The following is a 25,032-nucleotide window of genomic DNA, read 5'->3' as shown; positions in this document are numbered from 1 at the left end:
GTATGCTGAATAGTTACAATCCGGGCAGACATCGCGTCTGCCCGGTTTTTTTCTGAAAAGGTGTTGCCCTTGAATGATGATCGTGACCCGCTGTCCCAAATAATTCCCGGCTACATCAGCCTTGGGTCGAACCAGGGCAACCCGGTAGCCAATCTGCAACAGGCGCGAAATGCTCTGGCAAAATTGCCCGGAGTCCAACTCGGACCATGTTCTCCAATCTACAGGACAGAACCACAAAATGTCCGAAACCAGCCCTGGTTTGCCAATCAGGTTTTGCGGCTTGATTGCGGTCCGGCATGGACTGCGGTATGTTTGCTGGAGACGATGCTGGAAATCGAGAATCAGATGGGCCGGGTCCGGGAAGAGGACAAGGGTCCCAGAATCATCGATCTGGACCTGCTCCTTTTCGGCAATCAACGCCACGACACACCGGCCTTGACCCTGCCGCACCCGCGAATCAAGGAAAGAGCCTTCGTTCTCGTCCCCCTGCGGGATATCGCACCGGACCTGATCTTTCCCGACGGCACCCCCATCCAGACCACCCTGAATGCCATTGACTTTCAGGTACGAGGGGACTTGATTTTTCAGACGGAAAAATGAACCACTCGAATTCACCTATGCACAACAACATGAAACGGCAGCGAAAGGCTGAATTTGTTCAATGGATGGGACCACTTCTGGATGCATTGCGTGAATTGGGTGACACCGCGACTCCACAGGAAGCATCCGATCTGGTTGCCCTGAAATGTGGTGTGTCGGATGAAAAGAAAGAAGAGTTAATGGAATCGGGAACAGCCCGCTTTCACAACCAAGTCTGCTGGGCTCGTCAATACCTGGTGTGGGAAGGGTTGGTCAGCTCTGCAAAAAGAGGAATCTGGGCACTGACCGAGCAGGGCAAGAATACCAGTCTGACTGAAGCACAATCGAGAGAGATCTTCAAAAAATGGGTAGCCATCCACTCGGAGCGAAGGAAAAATAAAAAAAAGACCCCCTCAACCTTTCCGGAATGCATGGAAGAAACCAATGCGAATCAACCTATTGATAGCAAACATGAAGATTCTGATGAGCAAACTCCTGAGCTGAAAGAAGAGGTGAAACTTCTTGATGTCCTACGCAAGATGACACCAAAGGGTTTCGAAAAATTTTGCAAATACCTGCTTCGTGTATATGGATTCGAGAGGGTGGAGGTCACGCCTGACGGTAAAGATGGTGGAGTGGATGGTTATGGCGTACTCCAGTTGAATCCCTTTGTCTCGTTCAAGGTCATTTTTCAATGCAAACGTTATGTCGGCACGGTTTCCAGGTCACAGGTCGGGGATCTACGCAATGCCATGCTCGGAAGGGCTGACAAGGGGATTATGATAACAACAGGCATTTTTTCAGAAGATGCAAAACGGGAGGCTACCCGTGAGGGAGCTCCTCCTATCGAGCTTATTGACGGGAATCGCCTCGTGGCCATGCTGGAAAAGGAGGAAATCGGTGTTATTTCCCGTACGGTTTTTGATATCGATTACGCCTTTTTCAGATCATATTTACCAGAGTAGCCGGAATCGTAAAACAAGCGAGTGCGGCGTAAGGAAAAGATTATGCTTAAATTTTTGATATTCATTGCGGCCATTTTCATCCTGTACAAGCTCCTGATGGGAGATCTCAAGAAGAAGAAGGAAGTAAAGGAGAAGGAGCACGAAAATCTGGCCGCGACAGGGGTGATGACCAAGGATCCCGTATGCGGAACCTACGTCCCGGTGGGCAGCGACATCCGGATCAAGGAAGGCGATAATGTCCATTGCTTTTGCAGCTACGAATGCCGGGATTCCTATCTGAAGAAGCTGGAAGCAAAGTAGAGTCATTCACAGCAGCGACCAGCAATGCTTGCAGGCCGTCCTGGAATTCAGGGCGGCTTTATTTTTGGGCAACGTACAAGTTCAGGGTGGGGCAGGAGGCATCCCTGTGGGAGGAATTGACGGCAGGAAGCGCCGATTCATCCACCCAGAGCGCCTATGGGCACCGCCTGCAGCGGTGTACCCTGGTACTCTCCGAAAGGCAGCGCGGTTTTTCCTGAATAGAGAACCAAGCCCTTCTTGATTCGGTCCGGGTTCTGATCGATGAAATGACGGATATGCCGGAAATCATCCGGATGTACGCTCTGGCTCGCCTTGACCTCAAGGGCGATCACTGCCGTTCCGTTGTCCAGAATGAAGTCGATCTCCTTGCCGTCGCTGGTGCGATAGAAGGTGATGTCGGCGGGTGACTCGGCCCAGGTATTGGCCTTGATCAGTTCGCTGAGCACGAACGTCTCATAAATGCTTCCCCTGGCAGGAGATTCGTGTAGCCGTCGAGGGTTGTTGATTTTCAGCAGATGGCAGAGCAGGCCACTGTCGAGCATGAACAGCTTTGGCATTTTTACGAGACGTTTCAGTGGATTGCGATAAAACGGCTTGACCAGGTGGACCTGATACGTGTGCTGGAGAAGGGAGAGGTAGTGGTCAAGCGTCTTGTTGTCCACCTGGCTTTCCCGTCCCAGTTCCGCCTTGTTCAACAGATTTGCGCTACGATAAGCCAGGGAAAGGTAGAGCCTGGTAAAACGGTCAAGATTACGCAGGTTGCTGATGTCGTGCAAATCCCGTTCGATGTAGGTGCGAATGTATGAACTGAACCACAGGTAGCGGATCTGAATTTGCGTGATGGTCTGAACTTCGGGAAATCCCCCCTTGAGGATCTGGTCGGGCAGGTTGAAGCAGGCTTCTGCTTGATGGAAAAGATCCTTTTCGTAAAGGCCATCGATAATGTTCCATCTGGTCTGTCGAATTTCCCCAAGACTGAATGGATAGAGGTCAATGATCGCGACACGGCCGGCCAAAGAGTCCGATATGTCCCTGAACCCCTGAAAATTGCTGGATCCGGTCAGGACAAAAGTACCCGCAACCCGTTGCGTGTCGATATGTTCCTTGATGGCGACAAAGATTTCCGGAACACGCTGGACTTCGTCGATGATCACAGGTTTGGGCAGACTGGTGATAAATCCCTTGGGGTCGGCCTTGGCGCTTTGATACAAGGCCATGTCGTCGAAGGTGACGGCATGCTGGATCCCCAGATTCAAGGCCAGGGTGGATTTCCCCACCTGACGGGCGCCGGTAATGAGCAGAGCCGGAAAATGCTCCAGACCTTGTTTCACAAGAGGGGCGATATGACGTGCAAGCACATGATCCTCCATGTTTCTTCCGGCAAATTACTCCTGAAAATTGCAGGAGTCTACTCCTGTAATTTTCAGGATAACCATGATTTTTTTTGCCATGAAATTCACCAGGAGCACAAAATTGAATTTCGTGACCACACTGGGGTGCAATGGTCCCATGGATTGTAGTAAATGATCATGGATATCAATTATTCTAGAAAGTTATATTTATGTCCCATAATGTAAATTATGTAAACTTTCATCCAGGAAAGGCTTTCCTTCTCAATAATCATGAACTGGATTCATGACTCGCTGGATCGTTTTTTCGGGAACTCCCCTTGCGGGTTCCATAAGGTAGCGCGATCTTGCTCAAGTTAGTTATCGGAGTCGGTATCGGGGTCGGGGTTGGAAATCGGTTTTGAAAAAGCAATTGTGACTACTCAGCTCATCCGAGAAAAAACGGTACTGGATACCGGCCTTCGCCGGTATGACTTAACTTGGAAAGGACGTGGTATGATACGTCATTCCGGCGAAAGCCGGAATCCAGCTCTGGCGAGTGATCACAGAGTATGCGCTGAATAGTTACAAACAATTTTGAAAAATTATGCCCATCTTCAGATGGCTTCACTTTCAATATCGATCACGTTCCCTGCCCGATACCGATACCGACCCCGACTGGGACTCCGATACCAAATGCAAAATTCGGCAACCGTATTTTGCTGAGCATCAACTCTCAGGCTTCCACTTCTTCCATTGGTCTGGTTTTCCAGCGACGATGCATCCAAAACCATTGCTCCGGATACTGAAGCACGACCCGTTCGACAGCTCTGGTATAAAATGATGCCAGCGCGTGAATCTTTTCGTGCCGATCTCCTTGAAGTTGTTGCGTATCCAGCGGCTCGTCGAAAATAAGCCGATACCTGTCCGGATCTTCCCGTACCAGAAAGACCGGCATGACCAGAGCCTTGCCCCGCAAGGCCAACAAGGCCGGACCGGCGTTGACCGCGGCCAATCGACCGAGAAAAGGAAGGAAAACGGCTTCTTCGCGCCGGCAGTTATGGTCCACGAGAAAGGCGCTGGCCCCGGGTTTCCTGAGGTTGCGCAGGACCTTTTGCGCGGCCTGTTCATGCTCCACGATGTGCACTGTGGAATGGCTGCGCAAGCGTTTGATCACGGCGTACAGATCCTTGTCATGGGTGGCTTTGACCACCACCTGACCATGCTGTTGCGGCGCCAGGAGGTGCAACAGGCCCGCGAGCATCTCCCATCCTCCCAGATGAGCGGTCGTGATCACGCAGGCCCTGTCCCGTAACAGGTTGAAGGTGCGTTGCATCCGCGTCGGATCATCCACAAGCAACCGGTCCCGGACAAACCTCCAATCCACCTTTCGGCTCAAGCATATTTCCAGAAATGATCGCCCGTTATGCTGGAAGCTGGACCGGGCCAATGCGGTGGCCGCGGAAAAATCCAAGCCAATCCGCTCGCTGATTGCGGCCACGGCCAGTTTCCGCCGGGACGGCACCACGTTCCAGATCAATTTCCCCATGCCGGCCCCCAGAGCCTGGACACGAGGAAAATCCGCATTTTGACCCAACGCAGCCAGGGTTTCGTACAAAATTCCACGCATATGAAAAAGCTCATGTAGTACTTGAAGGTTTGCTTTCAAGTCGCTCAGGCGAGCGAAGTCGCGATTCCTCGTCAGGTTCGAGCGATTGTTTCTATCTGCTAACCGCCTGTTAATAAAGTCTTGTTTTTGTGGGCTGCCAACTCATCATTCAGCATTGTTTTATGCCAGATAACAAGGAATGGCATGCACAGGCGGTTTTTTGGCAAGTCAACGAGAAACCTATTGATTTTTCTTCAAAAATTAGGTATTTACAATGCACTCATCCGATATGGAGCTGCCATGACGAGTATGATTCTCATGACATGTAATGAACTCGATTGATCCATGAGCATTATCTGGGAACAAGCTTTTTCACAGGTCAAGGATATGATCTGGCAGGATTCCTGGTCTCTCAAGGAAATGCCGGAACTGTCTTCGTTGCCCGAGCTGCGCCGTTTTCTGGACATGGTGCATATCAAGTACTGCCTGATCAAGCCCTACTTTGAAACGGCGAACTATCCTCTTGTCGAAGCCCGGGAACTTCTGCCCTCCTTTGACCTGGACATCTTTGAATATCAGCATTTGCCGGGATTCAGCCTTGTGGCCCTGGCGCGTCCCCTCTCCTACTTTCAGGAAATTTTCCAGTTTGACATCCTGCATTCGCCTTTCGAGTATCTGGATCAGAAAGATTCCTCCATCTGTCCACTGGAAACCCACATCCTGCAACAGAACCAGCTGTCCTTTCAGAATCGGTTGCCCAGGCAAATGCATGACGAGTTCCAGTATTACTTTTCCGAGCGGGACCTGACCGCCCTGGAACATTATCCCCGTGTGCTCTCGTTTCTGTTGCACATGGAGCGTGGACACGTGTTCTCCACAATCCCCTCGGGGCCTTTTGTCTTTTCAGGCGTCAACGCCTCCTTCCCTTCCGACCTGGATACGGAACTCAAGCGTTTCGGCCTGCGCATCGGCATGTTCAAGGTGGGCCACAACCGCTGTTATGAGCTGAACAGAAATTTCGTCTACCAATTCCTGATGGAACTCTATGGCTTTCCCATCGTTTCCGAACGCCGAACCTCATCCGCCTTGTTCGCCCGCCGTCTGTACAAGCTGAGCGAGGAATTCCTGGTCCGCGTGCTGGGACAATCGGATCGCACCATCACCACCTTGTACTCCAACGCCCATGCCACTCCTTATCCGCAAGTGGACAAGATCGCCCTGGTCCGCATTGATTCGGATCAGCATGACCTGATCGACCATCTCAGCCATAACGGCGCCTTTGTCGATTCTCAAAAAAACGTCGTTATTTTACGCGTGACCTATCGCCAGCATCGCTACGACAAGAACAACGTCCGTCAGGACCGGGCGCTTTCGGTTCTTCGGCAGGAGATCATCCACCCCCTGACCGGCGAAGTCTGCTGTGAAGCCAATGTGATCAAGGACATCTCGAACATGCTTCTCAAGCTCAACGACATCGTCAAGGGGGAGTATGCCGGATCGATTCGTTTCAAGAAATCAGAGGTCGTCAGCAACACCGACACCCATGAAAAACGTCTCAAATTCTTGTATGCATGGCTTTCCAAGCATCAACGCAGAATCATCGGCTACGGCGACGAATTCTATTCCGGTGTGGTCAAGGTACTGGACGGGTACATCTTCCAGCCTGAACACCTGGATACCTTCAAAAATCATCAAAGCCTGTACACCGATGTCTGGTCCAAATATTCCTATATCCGCCAGGCACGCAAGGTTCGCATCCTCGAAGACCTGACCCGGCGCTCCCGCAAGGGAACGCCTCTTTCCTGGCTGGACATGCTCCAGCAAATGAACGAACTTCTCAATGACTTCAAGTTCGAGATCCACCCGTATTTTGACGGGCTGATGGAACGGGTCATCGACCAGTGCGAAAGGGTTCTGCGCAATTCCTATCTCAACAAACGATATGTCCAGCTCGATGAGCGTCAGGCCGGCAAGTACGGACTGAACGTCAAGACCCAGTACCGAAGACTGGTGGGATTGGTGGACGAGTTGAAGGACATCCGCAAACAGCGACCGGAGTACCGGCAAACGGATCCAGCTCAAAGCGGAAAAGACAAAGGCGAAAAAGACAAGTGATGCACAAGACACCGCTTCACGCATGGCACGTCGCGCACAAGGCGAGGATGGTTCCGTTTGCCGGATGGGAAATGCCCGTTCAGTATGAGGGCATCCTGGTCGAGCACGAACAGACAAGGACCAGGGCCTCGTTGTTCGACATCAGCCACATGGGCGAGTTCCTCGTTTCCGGCGAGAACGCCCTTGTGGCCCTTGAGCGCATCGTGACCCACAACCTGCAAACACTGAAACAGGGCAAATCCAGATACGGCTTTCTGCTCAACCATGCCGGCGGCATTCTGGACGACCTGATCATCTATCGCCTGGATCAGGAAACATTCATGCTTGTGGTCAATGCGGCCCGAATCGACCACGACCGGGAATGGATCGCCGGCAGGTTGCCGGATACCGTGGTTTTGGAGGACATTTCTGCCGGGACCGCGAAAATTGATCTGCAAGGTCCTCTTTCCGCGGACGTGCTGGGCGGCGTTCTTCCGGAAAACCTGCGGGATTTGGCCTACTTTTCTTTTCGTCAGACCACGTTCCAGAATGAATCGATCCTGGTCAGCCGAACCGGCTACACCGGTGAACTGGGCTACGAAATTTACCTGCCGAACACCCTGGCCCTGGATTTTTGGGAAGCCTGCCTGGAAGACCACCTTGTTCGTCCGGCTGGTCTGGGGGCCAGAGATACTTTGCGCCTGGAAATGGGGCTGCCTTTGTATGGTCAGGATCTGGACGAGAATCACACTCCGGCCGAGGCCGGCTACGAGGCCCTGCTCACCTCCCCCGCTTCCTACGTCGGCAAGGACCGCCAATCCGATGTCCGGGAGCGCCTGACACCGCTTCTCGTTCCCGGCCGACGCAGCGCACGGCACGATGACGAAGTTTTCACAACGGATGGGCGCAAGGCTGGTCGAGTCACCAGCGGCAGTTTTGCACCTTCCCTTGGCCATGGCATTGCCCTGGCCTACATTGCCCAGGAGTTCGAGGGGGAGGAGCATTTCAGCGTTCGGACCGGCAAGACCGAGTTGGCCGCACGGAAGTCCGCCCTGCCCTTTTACAAGAACGGCACGGCCCGGATCAAACTGTAATTGCTCTCTTTGCCGTCGTTGAAATCACTGTACCTGACCTCGGATCAATGGCGGGAGCCCTTTGTTCTGGAAGGCTCCGAAGCCCACCACCTGCTCAAGGTGCTCCGCGCTCGCACCGGCGAAACGATCCGCGTTTTCGACGGGTGCGGCCGAGTCGGCATCTTTGAAATTCTCCGCCTGGATCGCAAGGCGGTCTATCTTGACCTGATCTCCGAGCAAACCCTGCCTCCCCGGGATCGGGAAATCATCCTGGCCCTGGGTTGGAACAAGACCGCGCGGCGCGGTTGGCTTCTGGAAAAGGCAGTGGAGCTTGAAGCTTCGGGAATTGTTTTCTGGCAGGCCGAGCGGAGCCAGGGGCGGGTTCCGGACACTCCCAAGGACACCTGGTCAGCCCAGCTTGTGGCCGCGGCCAAGCAGTGCGGCAACGCCCGTCTGCCCTTTCTGGGCATTGCATCCGGAGGGGCAACGGAACTGGTGCGGCAATTCGGAACAAGCCCGGGAAAATTCCTGCTTTGGGAGCAAGCCGCCAGGGAACGCCTTTTCAATCCCAGCCTGCTTCCAGCCTCCGGACGGAGCATCATCCTTCTCGGCCCGGAAGGCGGATTGACGGATGACGAGGCCCATGTTTTCATCCAGGCCGATTTTCACCCGCTTTCCCTGGGCCGGTCCGTTCTGCGCTGGGAAACAGCCGCCCTGCTCTGCCTGGGGTTGTGCTACTGGGCGGATCAATAGCAGTATGACGCTGAATAGTTACTTTTTTTTGTAACTATTCAGCACATACTCTGTGGTCACTCGTCAGAGCTGGATTCCGGCTTTCGCCGGAATGACGTATTGTGCCACGTACTTTCCAAGTTAAGTCATACCGGCGAAGGCCGGTATCCAGTCCAATTTTTCTCGAATGAGCTGAGTAGTTACCTTTTTTTGAGTAACCAGGGAAGCGTAAGTTTGAACCTCGGGGTACACGGGGAGCACGGGGTAAAAAATCAATAACAGGAATTTCGTCCAGCGGGGACGAGTTTTTTTATGAAGGTAGGATCATGTATTGTCCGAAATGCAAATATACCAGTTTTGATCACCTCTCCACTTGTCCGAATTGCCGGTACGACTGGCAGCAGATCCGCTCGACCCTGAATCTGACATGGCTGCAGTCCGCGGGCTTTGAATGGTTCCCCGGACCCAGGGATCTTTCGCAAGGCATGGCAGTTCCATCCGCCTCCCTTGACACTCTCGAAGCGCCGGCGGTTCCTCAGATAGATTCCCCAACCGAACTTGCACTGGACCTGCCCGAGAATCCGGGCATGGCGGAACTGGAACCGGACATTTCCACGGACGGTCTTCCCTATTTTGAATCCGATTCCTTGCCGCAGAGCGCTCCCCTCACTTCCGAAGCCGAAACCGATCTTTCCAGCGACGATCTGTTTTTGCCCGAGGACCTGAATGCGGAGGCAATATTCGAGGAGCATGCCGTTGATGTTTCGAAAGATACATTGGAAGAATCTGCTTCACGGGAATCGACGGAAGCGGAGGTTCCGGTTTGGGAAATCGAGTTGCCCGAGGACATCCTCCCCAAGGATGACTCCGCAAGCTCCAGCCGGCAGGATCTCCAAGCCGAATCCAACCCCGTGTCCCCGGATACTGAAGAAGTCCTGACCCACGAAGACATTGTCTATGACTTTGATGATCTTGACGCCATTCTTCCGGAACTGGAGATTGAAGTCGATCAAGACTCGCCCCGGGACGAGCATTCCATGAACCGGAAAGCTGACGACCCGGACCGGAAAGCGCCAAACTCTGCCGACAGCAGCCCCGACAAACTGTCATGACCTGTCGCCAGCCATTGGCCGCGGCCATTCGGCCCACAACGCTCGATGACTTTGTCGGCCAGGATCATCTTCGCGTCCGACTGGAAGCCCTGTTTCAAGCCAAGCGGATGCCGAGTCTACTGCTGTTCGGCCCGCCGGGCTGCGGCAAATCGACTCTGGCCCTGCTCTTGGCGACATCTCGAGACCAGGCCTATTTGCGACTGAGCGCGCCGGAAGTCGGGCTGGCGAATCTGCGCAAAAAGCTGGAAAACGTGGAAATTCTTGTCCTGGATGAGTTGCACCGCTTCTCCAAGGCTCAGCAGGATTTCTTTCTGCCCATCCTGGAAAGCGGAGAAATCACCCTCCTGGCGACGACGACGGAAAATCCCTCCTTCAGCGTCACCAAGCAACTGCTGTCCAGGATGCACGTCCTGCGCTTGCGCCCCCTCGGCCGCCATGAGCTGGCCGTGCTGGCCAAACGCGGAGCCCAGAGCCTTGGGGTCGACATTCCCGACGCCAGCCTGGAGATCCTGGCCGGACTCTCCAACGGCGATGCGCGAACGCTCTTCAATCTCCTGGAACTGACCGCGGAACTGCCGCCGGAAAAATGGCCGGCGGACAAGCTGCGTCAGGCTCTGCCGGAAGTGGTGATGCGCGGGGATCGGGAAGGCGATTCCCACTACGAACTTGCCTCGGCCCTGATCAAGTCCATCCGGGGTAGCGATCCGGATGCGGCGTTGTACTATCTGGCCTGCCTCCTGGAGGGCGGCGAGGATCCCCGCTTCATCTGTCGCCGCCTGATTCTGTCCGCGTCCGAGGATGTCGGGTTGGCCGATCCCCAGGCCCTGTCCCTGGCCGTCTCCTGCCAGCAGGCCGTGGAGTTCGTGGGCATGCCCGAAGGCTTCATTCCCCTGGCCGAGACCACGGTCTACCTGGCCCTGGCTCCCAAGAGCAATGCCACCTATGCGGCCTATCTGGCCGCCCAGAAGGAAATCCGCACCCACGGCGCCCATCCCGTGCCCATGCACCTGCGCAACGCTTCCACGGCCTTGCAGAAGGAATGGGGCTACGGCCGCGGCTACAAGTACCCGCATGCCTACCCGGATGCCTGGGTGGAACAGGACTATCTGCCCCCGAAAGTGCAGCTCCGGTTCTATGAGCCGAAAATCCAGGGCCAGGAACCGCGCCTCAACGCCTGGCTGGCTAAACACCGCAAAAAGCGCAAGCCCGGTTGAGGGGCATATCTTGCGGCATTTGCGCTACGTCGTCGTTATCATTGCTTGGGCAAGGCGCAGCTTGTCGCGGAGATCTCGTTCATGAACCTGACGGGGCCTGATGGGCGACCCGTTCGGTGGGCGATCTTGCGGAGCATGCCTTTGAAGATCAGGATATGCAGAGGGTATGTTCCATACCAATAGGCCAGTCCAAAAAGCCCCAGGGGCAGAAATCGCGAGCGCATGATAAGTTCGGTACGCTCTCCGGCAGCCCCTCCCGGAAGCAGTTCAATGTCCAGAAGCGCTTCACCGGGAACCTTCATTTCCGCCAACAGACGCAGCCGTCGTTCCGGTTCCAGTTGCAATACGCGCCAAAAATCCAGGGCATCGCCGACGCCGATTTGCGAGGGATGACGTCTGCCCCTGCGCAGCCCCACTCCGCCGACCATTCGGTCCATGAATCCGCGCAACCGCCACAGGTAGTCGCCATAATACCAGCCGGTCTCCCCGCCCAGCGCACAGACCACGGGCCAGACTTCTTCGGGACTGGCAGCGATATCGATGTGATAGGAAAGGCCATGCAAGGTTCCGCCGGCATACGGCGCATCCCCGCAGTCCAGCCATTCCGGAGGTGGCTGGAATCCGGCGTCGCTCCAGCAGGTTTCCACGTCCAACTGCTGCACCTTTTGCAGAGCGACTTCGATGGCCTGCCTGCTGGTCAGAAGCTCCTGGGGGATGATCTCCCGGATGCGATTTTCGGTACAGACCACCCGGTTGCGCAGCCCCTGGACAAGCGGTCTGGCCAGGGCCGTGGGTACCGGGGTCACGAAGTTGATCCACAAGGATGAAAGGTACGGGGTCAGCCAGGGGACCGGAATCAGGATTCGCTTGGGCAGGCCGGCTACCTCGGCGTAGAGCTGGAACATCTGCCTGTAGGTCAGGATGTCCGGACCACCGATGTCGTAGGTTTGTCCGGCGGTGCCTGGATGATCCAGGCAACCCGCGAGATATTCAATGACATTGGAAACCGCGATGGGCTGGCATTCGGTGTTCACCCAGCGCGGCGTGATCATCACCGGCAGACGTTCGGTGAGATAGCGGAGGATTTCGAAGGAGGCGCTGCCCGCGCCGATGATCTGGGCCGCACGGAAGAAGGTTACCGGAACCCGGCCCTGGCTGAGGACATTGGCGACCTCAAGCCTGGAGCGCAGGTGCTTGCTCAGCTCCTTGTCGTCCTTGTCGCCCAGACCGCCCAGGTAGATGATCCGTTCCAGCCCCTTCCGTTCGGCGGCCTGGGCCATGTTCGCCGCGGCGGTCCTGTCCTTGTCGGCATAATCCCGAATCCCCGGCTGCATCGAGTGCACGAGATAGTAGGCCGCTGTGCAATCCTGCATGGCCTCCTCCAGGGAAGCCAGATCCATGACATCGCCCTTGACCAGGCGGATCAACTCATGGCCGGCCCAGGGTCGACACCCCAGCTTGTCCAGGGAACGAGCCATAGCCGTGACGGCTTGACCCCGCTCCAGAAGATTCTTGATCAGTCGACCACCGATATATCCCGTTGCGCCGGTGACCAGTACGCGCTGTCTCGTCATCACAACCTCCCCTGTTCAAGGGTAAATCCGAATTATTATTGAGGAACCTGAATTATTGCCAGGTTGTTATATGTTCTCAATTGATTTCCATAAGTATTATCGATAGCTTGTAGACCGTCACGTCCAACGGGACACCACATGCTGCCTCCCTGTTCATCACGAATTTCTCTGTTGAGAGGCCACAGCAAAAAGTCCGTGGACTGAATCCACAACCTTATGAGCTTCAGGCAACATGTTGATTTTACTGACCACTAACCACTGATCACTGACCACTGCTTGGTGCAAAATGACTTTTTGCACCAAGCTCTGTTGAGGACCCTTGCAATGCTCGGCACGGATTACCTGCAGATATTTCTCAATTCATCACTGATTATCCAGGCAATGTACATCCTTCTGGGGGCCATGTCCGTGATCTGCTGGGGATTGGCGTTTGCCAAATTGATGCAGTTCCGGCGGTTGCTCAGGATTGTTGCCGAAGACACGGAATCACTGCAAGAGGCCAAGGAACTCCAGACCGCGTTTCTTAATCTGACCCCTGCTCCCGACGCCGTCGCCAGAAAGGTCGCGCAGGCGGGCTACGACGATTATCAGGAACTGCAGGGGCTCAGGATGCCGCAAGGGGAACGGACTCAAATCATCCTGGATAATCTGCGGCACACGCTTCGGGATGAAGTGGGACGTCAGGCAGGTAAATGCTTCAGGCCCACCGCTTTTCTGGGCGTCTGCGCCAATGCCGCTCCATTGATGGGGTTGTTCGGAACGGTATGGGGCATATTCCACTCTTTCCAGGGATTCGGCAACATGAGTCGCGCTGCCGGTTTGATGGTCGTGGGACAGGGGTTGGGCGAAGCACTGGGTACGACGATTGTCGGCTTGCTGGTGGCCATCCCGGCAACCCTCTTCTACAATTACTTGCTGAGTCGTCTGGGAGAACTGCAACGCAATCTGTCCTACTTTGCTCAACTCTTTCTGAAGCTCATCAAAGCCGACCTCCATCAGCAGCAGATTCGAGAACGCCAGGCGCGGCAGACAGCGTCCATACTCGCGAAAGGCCATCCGTCTGAAGACGCCTGAACCGCTTTCGTTTTCTCACCATCGTAAACAAAACGAACTACTCAGCTTGAGCAAGAATAAAGTGACTTTTCAAGAATTGTGGCAAGCATGACCTGGATTCCCGCCTTCGCGGGAATGACTTGTCGTAGCAAGCCGCTTCACCTCAGTCATGCCGGCGAACGCCGGTATCCAGGTCTTCTTCAAATCTGATGAATAGTAACCAAAAAAACAGGATATTGTGACAGGATCAACAGGATTGGCAGGATAACAATCCGTGGGCGGAAGCCGCGGATTGAATGAGCCATCGCCAAAAGCGATCGAACAATGTCGCAAGCCTGGCCTACTTCTGTATACCTGCTCCCAAAAAATGCTGTTTGATGACGGCATCCACTTCCTTGGGAATTTCCGGCTTGCCCTGCTGGTTCAGGGCCGTCGCGGTTATCTTGGCCTTGAGGATCAGTTTTTCGTCCGACAGCCGGTGAATGTCCTGATAAAAGACCATGCGCAGACGGGTTTCCTTGATCAGGTTCAGGCCGACGACAAAGGCGTCGCCGCCGGTCAGGGCGCTTTTGTAGTCAATTTCGGCCCGGACCACGACAAAAAAGATGCCCATCATGGTGTAGCTTTTGAAGTCGATGCCCACCTTTTTCATGTACTCGTGCCGGGCGTGTTCCAGGTAGTTCTGGTACACGGCATTGTTCACGATCCCCTGCATGTCGCATTCATAATCCCGCACAGCCATTTCCAGCGTGAAATCGTATTGTTTCATTGTATTTCCTTGGATGTGGATTCGTTTGCCCTTCGACGAATGAATAATTGATTACCCGTGCTTTCTGCTCTCCAGCCGGGTAACAGATCGTGCCAGCAGGACGTACATAGCCGCCAGAATCGCCAGTCCGGCGCCCACGGCCAATGTTTCTTCAACCCGCAACAGGACCAGCGCGGCGCAACCGACAACCATCATCACGGCGTATTCGGCCAACACTGTCTTGCGGTGGCTCCACCCGGCCTGGACCAGGCGTTGATAATAATGGCTGCGATGGGCTTGCCAGATCTTCTCTCCGGCGAGGAGGCGACGCAGCAGGGTCACCGTGGCATCCACAATGAACGGGGAGAAGACCAGAATTCCGGCCCAGAAAGAAAACAAGCCCTGGGCATCCGCCCAGAGGATCAGCACCGCGGCCCAAAAACCCAAGGTGGACGCACCGGCATCGCCCATGAAAATCCGGGCCGGAGGAAAGTTGAAGACCAGGAATCCCAGGCAAGCCAGGGCTGTTATCCAGCAGAGCAAGGCATATCCCGGATCGCCGGCCAGCCAGCCGAACAACCCCAGAAAGCCGAACCCCAGCGCCCCCATGCCTCCGGCAAAGCCGTCCATGCCGTCCATGAAGTTGTAGAGATTGGTCATCCAGATCAGGAAGAGCAGGGAAAAAACGAGGCCGATGAACTTCGGCCAGATCCAGCTCCACGAACCGAGTTCCACAGCGGAGAGGAACAATCCGCTGGAGACCGTAATCACCGCGGCCGCCGCATGTACGGCGAAGCGATGACCCACGCCCACTCCTGAGCAATCATCCCAAAAGGACACCAAGGTGACCAGACTTGTGGCGAGTGCGGGCCAGACAAGGCTCCTGGTCAGGACAAAGGGCAATCCTGCAAAGAAATGCATCCAGACCATGGCCAGCAGGCCGGCGACCATGCCGCCGAGAATGGCCAGGCCTCCGGTCCGGGAAACCGGTGTATGGTGCAGAGAGCGTTCATTGGGATGATCCAGAATGCAGAGCCGGGTGCGCGAGGATGCCAGATAGGCGGTCAGCCCGGTGCTCACGCCGAAAGCGATCAGCAGGGGCAGAAGAAGATGGAGATGCGCGGCGGCCGGAAACATGCGTGATGACTACTTCGACCGGGAATCCGTGTACCATTGGACCATGTCGCCGAGCCCCTCATGCAGGCTTTTGGAGGGGGACCAGCCCAGTTCGCGCTGGATCTTGCCCGCATCCACTTCCAGGGAGCCTGTCAGGCGGCGGAATTCCGATTTGCGCTTGATGACCTTGGCCGCAAGCTCCATCAGGGGCACCGGCACGGCGAACTGGCGGACCTGACGGCCCATGGCCTTGGCCAAAGTGCGGACAAGCTCCGGAGAAGAAATCGATTCCGAATCCGCGACAAGATAGGTTCCGGTTGCGGGATGGGCAACGCACAAACACAGGGCGGAACATAAGTTTTCAATCCCGATCAGACTGCGTTTGTTCACCACCGCGCCCAGGGGAAATGGACGGTTCTGTTGAATCCCCTGCAGCAGGCGCAGCAGATTGCCCTTTACGCCGGGGCCATGCACGAGGGGCGGGCGTAAAACGGTGATTTCCAGGCCGGTCTCGGCGGCCACTTCGGCCAGGGCCTGTTCTGCCTCCCATTTGGTGATGCCGTAGGGGTCTTCAGGATTAGGCGGATCGTCTTCGGTAAAGGGTCGGCTATGCGTTTCCTCACCGTTGACCTTGACCGAACTGACGAAGACAAGACGTCGGACGCCGTGTTTCGCTGCCTGCCGGGCCAGGTTCTCCGTGCCCTCCAGATTGACGCGACGATAGGCGCTGAATGCTTGAGCCCGGTCCCCGGTCATATGGGCCCGCCCTGCCAAGTGAACGACGACTTCCATCCCCTGCAGAGCCTCGACCCATTCGGTTTGTCCGTCAATCTCGCCCACGGCGACCTGGTCGTTCCCGCCTTCGGCTCGAACGGCTTCCCGGACAGCGTGTCCCTGCTCACGCAGTGCGGAACACAGAGCCCGTCCCACGAATCCATTAGCGCCGGTGACCAATATATTCATTGTATTCAAGAGATTTCCTCAACAATTTGTAACTGCTCAAAAACTCTGGGTCGCATCGCCTGGACCCCGGCCTGCGCCGGCGTGACGACCCAGGGTGCTCGTCAACACGCACTCCATTCCGTCATACCGGCGCAGGCCGTTATCCAGGCGGCACGGATCCGCGGTGATAGTTGCCCTGTCTTATTGAGCAGTTACAATAGTTTGTATTTGCATGCCAGATTGGCATCACTCATTTCATCCCATGATAATTATTGTAAATCTTCAGTTTCGCGCCCCACAGGCACGGCCAGGCTCAGGAATCGGTCACCCTCACCGAACATCAGGCGCTTGTCCAGCATCATGCGCAGAAAACCGTCCACTTTGTCCGCGGGCAGTTTGCAAAACCAGGTCTGAATCTGCTCCCGGGTGCGACTGGTGCGGCAGAACAGATAGATCCGCCGCGAGGCCAAGGGCAGGCGGTGGACCGCGTTGGCATCGCCGGGCTTTCTGTGAGTGATGATCAGAAAGTCCCCACCATCCTGATATCCCAGAATCGGATCCGGATCGGGCCCGCGCATCAGGAGGTCGTATTCCTTGCTCCATTGCCGTACCCTGGTCGCCACCGGCGCCCAAAGCCCCCGCTGCGCTCTCCCTCCTCCGGCGTAGCCCTGGATCATCAGTCGCATGCTCTGGATCACTGCGGCCGGGAACAGGGCGCTCCAGCGCGGATCATTACCCGTGAGCCGGATGCCGTATAGTTCGGGCCGGCAATAAACAGGACTATCAAGTCCAAGCCAGAAGGAAACCGGCTTCAGAGGGCGATAACAGGCGGCATATTCCAGGTTTTTCAGGGTCTCCCGGATCTCATCGGCGGTGCTTCCGGGAAAACGCATCAAAAGATTGCCGCCATGATGCATGCCCAGGGCTTCGCAATGGCGCATCATCTCGATATTGTCCAGGGCACTGGTCCCCTTGTTCATCCTGGCCAGCAATCCGCTGCTCAGGGCCTCGACGCCCACCTGCAGCTCCCGCATCCCGGCCCGGCGCATGGCGGCCAGTATGTCTAGAGGCGTATCCGCGCGGATTTCTCCGAACAGGCTGTACTGTTTCCCGCTGTCGGCCAGGGCCGTGAACAGCTCCCCTGCACCCTTGCGGGGCAACAGATTGTCCATGAAGGAGAAACCCAGCACCTTGTGCCGGGCGCTCAGATGTTCGATCTCCGCGACGATTTTTTGTGGCGACTTGGCGCGGTATCCACTCCATTGCAGATTCAGGTTGCAGAAGGCGCAGCCCCGCCCCGACGATTCATTGACGGATTTGCGCCACCAGCAGCCCCGGGAGCCTTCCACCGGCAGCACCGGAAAGAAGCGTTTCTCCGGCGCGAGACTTTGCAGCAGCGCAAAATATTCCTCGAAGTCCGGCCCGGGAAGGCTGTCCAGATCCGGAATTTGACGGACCTGGTGAGGTTCAAAACGGCTCTTGTCCGGTGCTGAACCGTTCCGGCACACCTCGTCCGCCAACTCGGCCAGGGCTTTCTCACCCTCTCCGCGAATCAGGTGATTGATCTCCGGAAAAAGTCTGGTCAGCGTCTCAAAAGATTCCCCGGAAAAAGTGGAGCCGCCCACCACGACGCGCAGGGACGGGAAACGCGCCTTGATGCGCCGGATCAGGTACAAGGAGGCGGTCATCTGGCACAGCGAGACGCTGAACCCGGCCAGCCCCTGATCTTCCCAGCGAATGCCTTCGATGAAACGCCCGCAGACATCCTCCAGGGCAGTGGTCAAAAACGCCAGTCCTGCCCGGCGCACCACCCTGCTCTGCCGGCTTTCCCGCGCGAAAAGCTGTTCAATGCGCGCAGCCTGCTCCGGAAACAGCAACGCCGCGGCCACGCATTCCGCGATCCATGTCCGCTCGGATACGGCTTGATACAATGGATAGCCGATATGCGCCGCGGCCTGGAGATGAAAATGCTCCGCCCGAACCGGGAGGTCCGGGAAGCATTGCCGCAGATGGGCCTTGAGCACCCCAAGCTGGATGGAAGGTCTGTTGTACAGCGCCCAGGGTGCGGAAATGAGAATCAGCGGTCGCATGACCGCGACCTTAGCTTTCACCGCCTTGGTGTTGCAAGCACGCGGCCAGAGTCACCAAAGGACTTGGTGCACGGTCAATAATCACTCAGCATACGACAAGGCATGCGCAAAACATGAGTTCGTTCTTGCTGATAAAATCATGTAGTTTTGTTGATGTGTTATTGATCTTCCGGCCACTCCCTGACCAGTTCCAGCAGCGTTCGCACGCCGAAACCCGTTCCGCCGGAGATGCCCAGGTCTGTTTTCTTTTTGGAATAGGCCGGACCGGCGATGTCCATGTGAATCCAGGGTGTCTTTTCCGGAACGAAGCGCTGCAGGAACATGGCCGCATGGATGGCGCCGCCTTCCCGGCTGCCGACGTTTTTCAGATCCGCCACTTCGCTCTTGAGTTCATCCTGATAGCCGTCCCACAACGGCATGGGCCAGCAGGGTTCGCCGACCCGTTCCCCAATCCCGCGGATCAAGGTGGAAAGGGATTCCTGGGGAGAAAATGTGCCGGCGATCTGCGGCCCCAAAGACACAACCATGGCGCCGGTCAGGGTGGCGAGATCCACGATGCCCCGCGGCTCGTACTTCCCGGCATAGGCTAAAACATCACAGAGCAGCAGCCGCCCCTCGGCATCCGTGTTCACGATCTCCACGCTCTTCCCTGAAAAGGTCTTCACCACTTCTCCGGGCTTGATGGCCCGCGAACCGGTGAGGTTTTCCGTGCAGGGAATGATGCCCACCACGCGCCGCTCGGGCTTCATTTGTCCATAAGCCTCAAAAAACCCGATCACCGCGGCCGCACCAGCCATGTCGCCCTTCATCTCCTCCATGCCTTGGCTGGGCTTGAGGGAAATGCCGCCGGTATCAAAGGTGATGCCCTTGCCGATGACCACCATGGGCTTGTCTGCTTCCACGGCTTTCGCTCGTGTCTGGCTTCCTGTTTCCTGGTCCGTATGCGTATCCAGAATGATCAACCGGGCCTGTTCCCGGCTGGCCTGAAAAACAGCCGCAAAAGCCCCCATGCCCAGAGCCTCGATCTGATCCGCCTCCAGTACTTCGATTCCGAAACCATGACGCTTTGCCGTTTCCAGGGCCGCTTTTGCCAGATACGCCGGCGTGGCCAGATTGGAAGGCATGTTCACCAGGTCGCGGGTCAGCCGCAGTCCCATGCCGACAGCCCTGGCTTTTTCCACGGATCGAGTCAGATTCGCTTCCGACTCTTTCGAGGCAAGCAGCCGCAATTCCGTGGGATTTCCCTTGGGGCCATTCTCATTGGTCTTGAGTTGATCAAATTTGTAGGTTGCCGTTTCAGCGGCGCACATCGCCTCTTCAACGGCCAAAGTCGATTCCAGACCGGTATCGGCGAGAACGGCGACATCCAAGCCCAGGGATTTCAATTCCAGATCCGCGGCGCAGCCCACCGCCGCAACCATCCCCTGGCGCAGCTCTCGAACGGTGAATACCTCGCGCTTGCCCAGTCCCACCAGAATCACCGCCGGACCGGCTACGCCTGCCGAAGGAAAAAAATACCGAACGGATTTCTTGCGTCCGGAAAACCCGACCAAAATTGGATTTTCAGCCAGCCAATCGCCCGTTCCCCCCAGCCAAGCCTTGAACGCGGGCATCAACTCGCCTTCCTTCTCAAAAGCAAAAAAAACAAGCGCCTCGCAATTCTCAGCGCCTTGTGCCTGCAATATAATTTCCATTATTTCACCTGTCATTTTTGCGATTTGAATGATGATCGATTGACGAATATTAAAATATTTACCGTAGATATTCAGTCATTCGGCACGCTCAGCCGGAATCTGGTTCCATCTGCGTGAAAGCGAATTGCTGATTAGGGTTTCGATGTTCATGGGAATTTTTTAGCTGGGATCGCGAGGCTCTGCACTCGCGATTTAAGAAGCGGGTGCGGAGGCCCGCGTTCCCAGGCTGCTTTTCAACACATGTGGATAAGCTGCCGAACTGCCATTCATACCGCCAGCAACGTCATCTCGTCCAGCCGGCCTCTCCAGCCCACAGGGCAGATCTGTTACAAGGCTGGTAAAGCCCGTTTTTATGTCGGATCGAGACAAATGCCTGCACCTGACCTTCACCATTGCGGACCGCTCAATCGTCACTCTCCTTTCTTGTTGTACAAATCCATGAAGCAGACTTCCGACTCCGCGTCGCCGATCATGATCAATTCGGAATCCGCGGCAATGGCGCTGCCCGGGGCGGGGTTGACGTCCAGCCTGCCCTCCCGTCTGATGGCGATCACGTTGCAACCGGTTTGCTGTCGAATGCTGCTCTCTTCCAGGGTCTTGCCGCTCAACTGAACGGGAGCGGGCGCTTTGAAAATGTTCAACCCTTCGGAAACCATCAATGTATTGTCCTGAAGCAGGTAGTTGGTGATGTTGGTCCTGCCGAGAGAGGCATAGGACATCACCAGGTCCGCGCCCGCGCGGTGCAGCTTGGATATGTTGCGATCCAGCGTGGCGCGGGTGATGATCTGGATATCCGGCCGGAGCCTGCGGCAGTAGATGGTCAGGTAGATGTTCATGTCGTCGTCGTGAGTGGTCACGATGACCGAGGGAGCCGTGTCGATGCCCGCCTTGCGCAGGGTATCCAGATCCGCCGCGCTGCCATGGATGTACTCCTCCGATCCGCTCCGCACGGCGCGAATATTCTTCTCCACGATCCGGTAATTCACGTCCCGCGATTTCAGCGTATCCGCGGCGGCCCTACCCACCCGGCCACCTCCGAGAATAAGTACCGGAGCGTCGCTTTTCCAATTTCCGCCAAATATTTCGTCATACACGGCCAACTGTTGTTCTGAACCTGCCAGCACCAGCACAGTGGAGGATGTGATGATTGTATCCGGCGTCGGCACTCGGAAACGGCCGCGTTCCCAGACTCCGGCCACGGTGATCCCGGTCAGTTCCCGCAGTCTGCTCTCAAAGATGGTTTTTCCTTCCAGGGAACTGCGCATGGCCGGAACTTCGGCAATCAGCAGTTCATCGAACCTGCCGATGATGTTCGCCTGCATGCTCACGCCGAGCACTCTGCGCGCCAGGGATTGGCCGAGCATCTTGGTGAACTGATACACTTGCGAACTCCCCGCCAGTTGCAGGATGTCCACGGAATCCTCGTCCGAGGCGTTGGACACGATGGGTGTCTCACAAAACTCCCGCAAGGTGTAGACGATATTCGTGTTGATCTTGTCTTCGCCGCTGTTCACCACGACCAAGGCAGCCTTGTCGACCTGGATCCGCTTGTAGGTTTCACCGTCGTCCAGATCGCCATGGATGACCTTGTAGCCCTGATCTTGAAGAGTCGAAGCAACTTGTTGATCGTCGACGACCAAATAGGGATTACGCTGATGCTGCTTGAGCTTGTTCGGCAGGCTCAGGCAGACGGCATCCGTGCCGACGATGATCACATGGTTTTCCGTCTCCTCAGGCAAGGAACGGATGGTGCGCGATTTGGCATAGGCTTCCAGCCAGGGCGCATAGAAAAACTGGATAAAGGTGAACGGCAGCATGACCAGAAGAAATACGACCCCTGAGAGCAGAACCGTGACGGAAAAAAGCATTCCCAGATCGGTGTAAAAGACGATGTCTCCGAAGCCCAGCGTGGACATGGTCACCAGGGTCCAGTAGAAACCCGTCACCCAGGAGAAGCTGCGCCCTTCGTGGTGCTCCATGATCACATGGAAAAGGATGGTATAGGTTGTAACCAGCAGAAAAAGCACCAGCAAAAACTTCAACAGAACCCGCAGGTCTCTCTTTGCCGGCTGCTTCTGCAGCATGGTGATGATCTGCGATGGAAGATATTTCATGAAATGCGACCAACCTTGAAAGAAGCTTATCGTTTTGTCCGAATGATCAGAACGAGCACAATTATGCTCCACAGTTAGACCTGGACTTGGTCCTGCTCTGTCCAACCGCAAAACTTCTCAACTCCCACAGGCCTTGTCAAGGCGACGATTTGAGCTTAGGTTCAGTAGGATTTGGTCTTTGCCTTTCGGCAAAAATTGACATACATACTCCCCTTTTTTGCATTCAATTCATGAACATGAGGAAACCATGATCGGCATATCCAAACTTTACTGCGGCACCATAGAACCTTCCGACGCCCTGCGCTACGGCCGGCACTCCGGCAAGCTGCCGTCGCACCTGCTCCAGTTTTCCCAGGACAAGAAACCGGTAGTGGTCTGGAACATGACCAGGCGCTGTAATCTGAAGTGCGTGCATTGCTATGCCAAGGCAGTGGACCCGGACGGAGTGGACGAGATCTCCACGGATCAGGCCAAGACCATGATTGACGATCTGGCGGCCTTCGGCTCGCCGGTCATGCTTTTCTCCGGCGGCGAGCCCCTGGTCCGCAAGGATCTGGTCGAACTGGCCCATTATGCCGTTTCCAAGAACATGCGCGCCGTGATCTCCACCAACGGCACCCTGATCACCAAGCAAAAAGCCCGTGAACTCAAGGAAGTCGGCCTGTCCTATGTCGGTATTTCCCTGGACGGCGGCGAAGCGGTGCACGACAGCTTCCGGGCCGTGCCGGGCTCCTTCAAGAAAGCTTTGGAAGGCATTGCCAACTGTCAGGCCGAAGGGCTCAAGGTCGGGCTGCGCTTTACCATCAACAAGCGCAACGTGGATGAGGTCCCGGTGCTGTTCGATCTGGTCCGCGACCTGGAAATTCCCCGGATCTGCTTCTACCATCTGGTCTACTCCGGGCGCGGCTCGGACCTGATCAACGAGGATCTGAATCACGAGCAGGCCCGGGCCGTGGTCAACCAGATCATCGACCGGACCAAGGCCCTGTTCGACGCCGGCCTGCCCAAGGAAGTGCTCACCGTGGACAATCATGCCGACGGCCCCCTGATCTATATGCGCCTGCTCCAGGAAGACCCCAAGCGGGCCGAAGAGGTCCGGGAACTGCTGTCCTTCAATGAAGGCAACAACTCCGGGCGGGGCATCGGCTGCATTTCCTGGGACGGTCAGGTCCATGCAGACCAGTTCTGGCGCAACCACACCTTCGGCAACGTCCTGGAGCGCCCGTTCTCGGAAATCTGGATGGACCCGAACATCGAACTCCTGGCCAAGCTCAAGGACAAGAAGGCCCACGTCACCGGACGCTGCGTCGAGTGCCGTTTCCTGAACGTCTGCGGCGGCAACTTCCGCGCCCGCTCCGAAGCCTTCCACGGCGACATCTGGGCCCCGGACCCGGCCTGCTACCTCACGGACGAAGAAATCTCCGGCCCGGCCATTGCGTGAGAGCTACTTTCGCAACACATCAGGAATGATCCAAACCCTCGAGCATGCCATGACCTTCCACCGTGGACGTCGCCTGCGGCGGACCGCAACCTTGCGCGGTCTTGTCCGGGAGACGTCAGTTTCCCGTCATGACCTGATCCAGCCCTACTTTGTCGTGGACAATGACGATTCGAACTTTGTCAAACCCATCGGCGCCATGCCCGGGCAGAATCAGCTCGGCCTGAACAAGCTGGTGGAGCGCGTCGGACGGGCCGTGGACCTGGGGCTGACGTCCTGCATCCTCTTCGGCATCCCCAAGACCAAGGACGCTTCCGGCTCCCAGGGCTGGGCCGACAACGGAATCGTCCAGCGCGCCGTGTTCGCGCTCAAGCACGCCTATCCGGACCTGTGCGTGATCACGGACGTCTGCCTTTGCGAGTACACCGACCATGGCCATTGCGGCCTGATTTCCGGCGAGGAAGTACTCAACGACCCGACACTGGATCTGCTGGCCAAGATCGCCCTGTCCCATGCCCGGGCAGGAGCGGACATCGTCGCGCCGTCGGACATGATGGACGGTCGGGTGGGCGCGATTCGCGACGCCCTGGACGGTCAGGGGTTCACGCACCTGCCGATCATGAGCTATGCCGTGAAATACGCCTCCGGTTTCTACGGCCCCTTTCGCGAGGCCGCGGAAAGCCCGCCCCAGTTTGGCGACCGCAAGACCTACCAGATGGACCCGGCCAACCGCCGCGAGGCCTTCCGGGAAGCCCAGGCCGACCTTGACGAAGGGGCCGACATGCTGATGGTCAAACCGGCCCTGCCCTACCTGGACATTCTCCGTGATCTGCGCGAAACCACGGACGTTCCGCTGGCCGCCTACCAGGTCAGCGGCGAATACGCCATGATCAAGGCCGCGGCCCTGAACGGATGGATCGACGAAAAGACCGTGGTTCTGGAAACCCTGACCGGCATCAAACGCGCCGGCGCGGACCTGATCCTGACCTATTTTACCGAGAATGTGCTGGAATGGCTGGAGTGAGAAGCATCCCGCTCCCGCTGATCCATTGTTAGCTGCTTAATTCGTAATTATTCAGCTCATTCGAATAAAAAGGGGCTGGATACCCGCCTTCGCGGGTATGACTGACTCGGAGACAGCTTGAAAAACAAAGTCATTCCCGCGAAGGCGGGAATCCAGGTCATTCTTGCCACAAGCTTTGCAAGCTGCCCTTTTCCCGCTCTATCAGGCTGAGTAGTTACCTTAATTCTTACTTT

20 protein-coding genes are annotated in these 25,032 nt (G+C 56.3%); 11 read left to right on the top strand and 9 right to left on the bottom strand.

What is annotated here, in order from left to right; translation table 11 throughout:
* Positions 1-69: 69 nt before the first annotated feature.
* The 3 genes from folK to ACYQ15_RS05345 are packed head-to-tail and all read left to right on the top strand — an operon-like array spanning position 70 to position 1,844.
* The gene (gene folK, locus ACYQ15_RS05355) at positions 70-600 is read left to right on the top strand and encodes a 2-amino-4-hydroxy-6-hydroxymethyldihydropteridine diphosphokinase (protein ID WP_459936494.1); all 531 of its coding nucleotides are present in this window, start codon (positions 70-72) and stop codon (positions 598-600) included.
* Between the two features lie 29 nt (positions 601-629).
* A complete protein-coding gene (locus tag ACYQ15_RS05350; RefSeq protein ID WP_459936493.1) occupies positions 630-1,544 on the top strand; it encodes a restriction endonuclease in 915 nt (304 codons plus the stop codon).
* A gap of 42 nt (positions 1,545-1,586) precedes the next feature.
* Positions 1,587-1,844, top strand: coding sequence for a transcriptional regulator (locus tag ACYQ15_RS05345; protein ID WP_459936492.1), 258 nt, complete (start codon positions 1,587-1,589; stop codon positions 1,842-1,844).
* Positions 1,845-1,981: 137 nt separating this feature from the next.
* On the opposite strand, the gene ACYQ15_RS05340 is transcribed toward ACYQ15_RS05345, so the two are convergent.
* Entirely contained in the window at positions 1,982-3,202 is a 1,221-nt protein-coding gene (locus tag ACYQ15_RS05340) for an ATP-binding protein (RefSeq protein ID WP_459936491.1), read from the bottom strand.
* Between the two features lie 706 nt (positions 3,203-3,908).
* On the bottom strand, positions 3,909-4,802 hold the full coding sequence (locus tag ACYQ15_RS05335) for a lysophospholipid acyltransferase family protein (protein WP_459936490.1): 894 nt from the start codon (positions 4,800-4,802) through the stop codon (positions 3,909-3,911).
* Between the two features lie 324 nt (positions 4,803-5,126).
* On the opposite strand from ACYQ15_RS05335, the gene ACYQ15_RS05330 reads away from it, so the two are divergent.
* From ACYQ15_RS05330 to ACYQ15_RS05310, 5 genes are all read left to right on the top strand, one after another.
* Positions 5,127-6,896: a hypothetical protein gene (locus tag ACYQ15_RS05330; protein WP_459936489.1), complete on the top strand. Its 1,770-nt coding sequence runs from the start codon at positions 5,127-5,129 to the stop codon at positions 6,894-6,896.
* Complete coding sequence (gene gcvT, locus ACYQ15_RS05325; protein WP_459936488.1) at positions 6,896-7,969, top strand: glycine cleavage system aminomethyltransferase GcvT; 1,074 nt, start codon at positions 6,896-6,898, stop codon at positions 7,967-7,969. The genes ACYQ15_RS05330 and gcvT overlap by 1 nt, the downstream gene beginning before the upstream one ends.
* On the top strand, positions 7,970-8,701 hold the full coding sequence (locus tag ACYQ15_RS05320; RefSeq protein ID WP_459936487.1) for a 16S rRNA (uracil(1498)-N(3))-methyltransferase: 732 nt from the start codon (positions 7,970-7,972) through the stop codon (positions 8,699-8,701).
* Positions 8,702-9,006: 305 nt separating this feature from the next.
* Entirely contained in the window at positions 9,007-9,792 is a 786-nt protein-coding gene (locus ACYQ15_RS05315; protein WP_459936486.1) for a hypothetical protein, read from the top strand.
* Positions 9,789-11,006 (top strand): replication-associated recombination protein A, encoded by a 1,218-nt coding sequence (locus ACYQ15_RS05310; protein WP_459936485.1) that lies wholly within the window; start codon positions 9,789-9,791, stop codon positions 11,004-11,006. Before ACYQ15_RS05315 ends, ACYQ15_RS05310 begins: the two co-directional genes overlap by 4 nt.
* Before the next feature lie 38 nt (positions 11,007-11,044).
* Here the strand turns inward: ACYQ15_RS05310 and ACYQ15_RS05305 are convergent, their stop codons facing one another.
* Positions 11,045-12,580 (bottom strand): SDR family oxidoreductase, encoded by a 1,536-nt coding sequence (locus ACYQ15_RS05305; RefSeq protein WP_459936484.1) that lies wholly within the window; start codon positions 12,578-12,580, stop codon positions 11,045-11,047.
* A gap of 324 nt (positions 12,581-12,904) precedes the next feature.
* On the opposite strand from ACYQ15_RS05305, the gene ACYQ15_RS05300 reads away from it, so the two are divergent.
* Positions 12,905-13,654: a MotA/TolQ/ExbB proton channel family protein gene (locus ACYQ15_RS05300; protein ID WP_459936483.1), complete on the top strand. Its 750-nt coding sequence runs from the start codon at positions 12,905-12,907 to the stop codon at positions 13,652-13,654.
* Positions 13,655-13,973: 319 nt separating this feature from the next.
* Here ACYQ15_RS05300 and ACYQ15_RS05295 read toward each other — a convergent pair whose 3' ends face one another.
* The 6 genes from ACYQ15_RS05295 to ACYQ15_RS05270 all read right to left on the bottom strand — a co-directional run bounded on the left by ACYQ15_RS05295 (position 13,974) and on the right by ACYQ15_RS05270 (position 22,337).
* The gene (locus ACYQ15_RS05295) at positions 13,974-14,402 is read right to left on the bottom strand and encodes an acyl-CoA thioesterase (RefSeq protein ID WP_459936482.1); all 429 of its coding nucleotides are present in this window, start codon (positions 14,400-14,402) and stop codon (positions 13,974-13,976) included.
* Positions 14,403-14,453: 51 nt separating this feature from the next.
* Positions 14,454-15,518, bottom strand: coding sequence for an MraY family glycosyltransferase (locus tag ACYQ15_RS05290; protein ID WP_459936481.1), 1,065 nt, complete (start codon positions 15,516-15,518; stop codon positions 14,454-14,456).
* Between the two features lie 9 nt (positions 15,519-15,527).
* A complete protein-coding gene (locus ACYQ15_RS05285; protein WP_459936480.1) occupies positions 15,528-16,460 on the bottom strand; it encodes a UDP-glucose 4-epimerase family protein in 933 nt (310 codons plus the stop codon).
* A 248-nt stretch (positions 16,461-16,708) separates the two neighbouring features.
* Entirely contained in the window at positions 16,709-18,529 is a 1,821-nt protein-coding gene (locus ACYQ15_RS05280) for a RiPP maturation radical SAM C-methyltransferase (protein ID WP_459936479.1), read from the bottom strand.
* Between the two features lie 158 nt (positions 18,530-18,687).
* A complete protein-coding gene (locus ACYQ15_RS05275; protein WP_459936478.1) occupies positions 18,688-20,223 on the bottom strand; it encodes a leucyl aminopeptidase in 1,536 nt (511 codons plus the stop codon).
* 410 nt (positions 20,224-20,633) lie between these two features.
* A complete protein-coding gene (locus tag ACYQ15_RS05270) occupies positions 20,634-22,337 on the bottom strand; it encodes a potassium channel family protein (RefSeq protein WP_459936477.1) in 1,704 nt (567 codons plus the stop codon).
* A 247-nt stretch (positions 22,338-22,584) separates the two neighbouring features.
* Between ACYQ15_RS05270 and ahbC the strand changes: the two genes are divergently transcribed.
* Both ahbC and hemB read left to right on the top strand, forming a co-directional pair.
* Positions 22,585-23,778 (top strand): 12,18-didecarboxysiroheme deacetylase, encoded by a 1,194-nt coding sequence (ahbC, locus tag ACYQ15_RS05265; RefSeq protein ID WP_459936476.1) that lies wholly within the window; start codon positions 22,585-22,587, stop codon positions 23,776-23,778.
* A gap of 49 nt (positions 23,779-23,827) precedes the next feature.
* Positions 23,828-24,799, top strand: coding sequence for a porphobilinogen synthase (gene hemB, locus ACYQ15_RS05260; RefSeq protein ID WP_459936475.1), 972 nt, complete (start codon positions 23,828-23,830; stop codon positions 24,797-24,799).
* Positions 24,800-25,032: the final 233 nt, after the last annotated feature.

It is taken from the genome of Desulfonatronum parangueonense, assembly GCF_054656975.1.
This window is presented reverse-complemented; position numbering and strand designations above follow the sequence as displayed.

Excerpts from the sequence above, each read along its gene's own strand:
- ACYQ15_RS05350 (WP_459936493.1), top strand. The coding sequence starts at position 630 with ATGAAACGGCAGCGAAAGGCTGAATTTGTTCAATGGATGGGACCACTT.
- ACYQ15_RS05345 (WP_459936492.1), top strand. The coding sequence starts at position 1,587 with ATGCTTAAATTTTTGATATTCATTGCGGCCATTTTCATCCTGTACAAG.
- ACYQ15_RS05335 (WP_459936490.1), bottom strand. The coding sequence starts at position 4,802 with ATGCGTGGAATTTTGTACGAAACCCTGGCTGCGTTGGGTCAAAATGCG.
- ACYQ15_RS05330 (WP_459936489.1), top strand. The coding sequence starts at position 5,127 with ATGAGCATTATCTGGGAACAAGCTTTTTCACAGGTCAAGGATATGATC.
- gcvT (WP_459936488.1), top strand. The coding sequence starts at position 6,896 with ATGCACAAGACACCGCTTCACGCATGGCACGTCGCGCACAAGGCGAGG.
- ACYQ15_RS05315 (WP_459936486.1), top strand. The coding sequence starts at position 9,007 with ATGTATTGTCCGAAATGCAAATATACCAGTTTTGATCACCTCTCCACT.
- ACYQ15_RS05310 (WP_459936485.1), top strand. The coding sequence starts at position 9,789 with ATGACCTGTCGCCAGCCATTGGCCGCGGCCATTCGGCCCACAACGCTC.
- ACYQ15_RS05305 (WP_459936484.1), bottom strand. The coding sequence starts at position 12,580 with ATGACGAGACAGCGCGTACTGGTCACCGGCGCAACGGGATATATCGGT.
- ACYQ15_RS05300 (WP_459936483.1), top strand. The coding sequence starts at position 12,905 with ATGCTCGGCACGGATTACCTGCAGATATTTCTCAATTCATCACTGATT.
- ACYQ15_RS05295 (WP_459936482.1), bottom strand. The coding sequence starts at position 14,402 with ATGAAACAATACGATTTCACGCTGGAAATGGCTGTGCGGGATTATGAA.
- ACYQ15_RS05290 (WP_459936481.1), bottom strand. The coding sequence starts at position 15,518 with ATGTTTCCGGCCGCCGCGCATCTCCATCTTCTTCTGCCCCTGCTGATC.
- ACYQ15_RS05285 (WP_459936480.1), bottom strand. The coding sequence starts at position 16,460 with ATGAATATATTGGTCACCGGCGCTAATGGATTCGTGGGACGGGCTCTG.
- ACYQ15_RS05280 (WP_459936479.1), bottom strand. The coding sequence starts at position 18,529 with ATGCGACCGCTGATTCTCATTTCCGCACCCTGGGCGCTGTACAACAGA.
- ACYQ15_RS05275 (WP_459936478.1), bottom strand. The coding sequence starts at position 20,223 with ATGGAAATTATATTGCAGGCACAAGGCGCTGAGAATTGCGAGGCGCTT.
- ACYQ15_RS05270 (WP_459936477.1), bottom strand. The coding sequence starts at position 22,337 with ATGAAATATCTTCCATCGCAGATCATCACCATGCTGCAGAAGCAGCCG.
- ahbC (WP_459936476.1), top strand. The coding sequence starts at position 22,585 with ATGATCGGCATATCCAAACTTTACTGCGGCACCATAGAACCTTCCGAC.
- hemB (WP_459936475.1), top strand. The coding sequence starts at position 23,828 with ATGACCTTCCACCGTGGACGTCGCCTGCGGCGGACCGCAACCTTGCGC.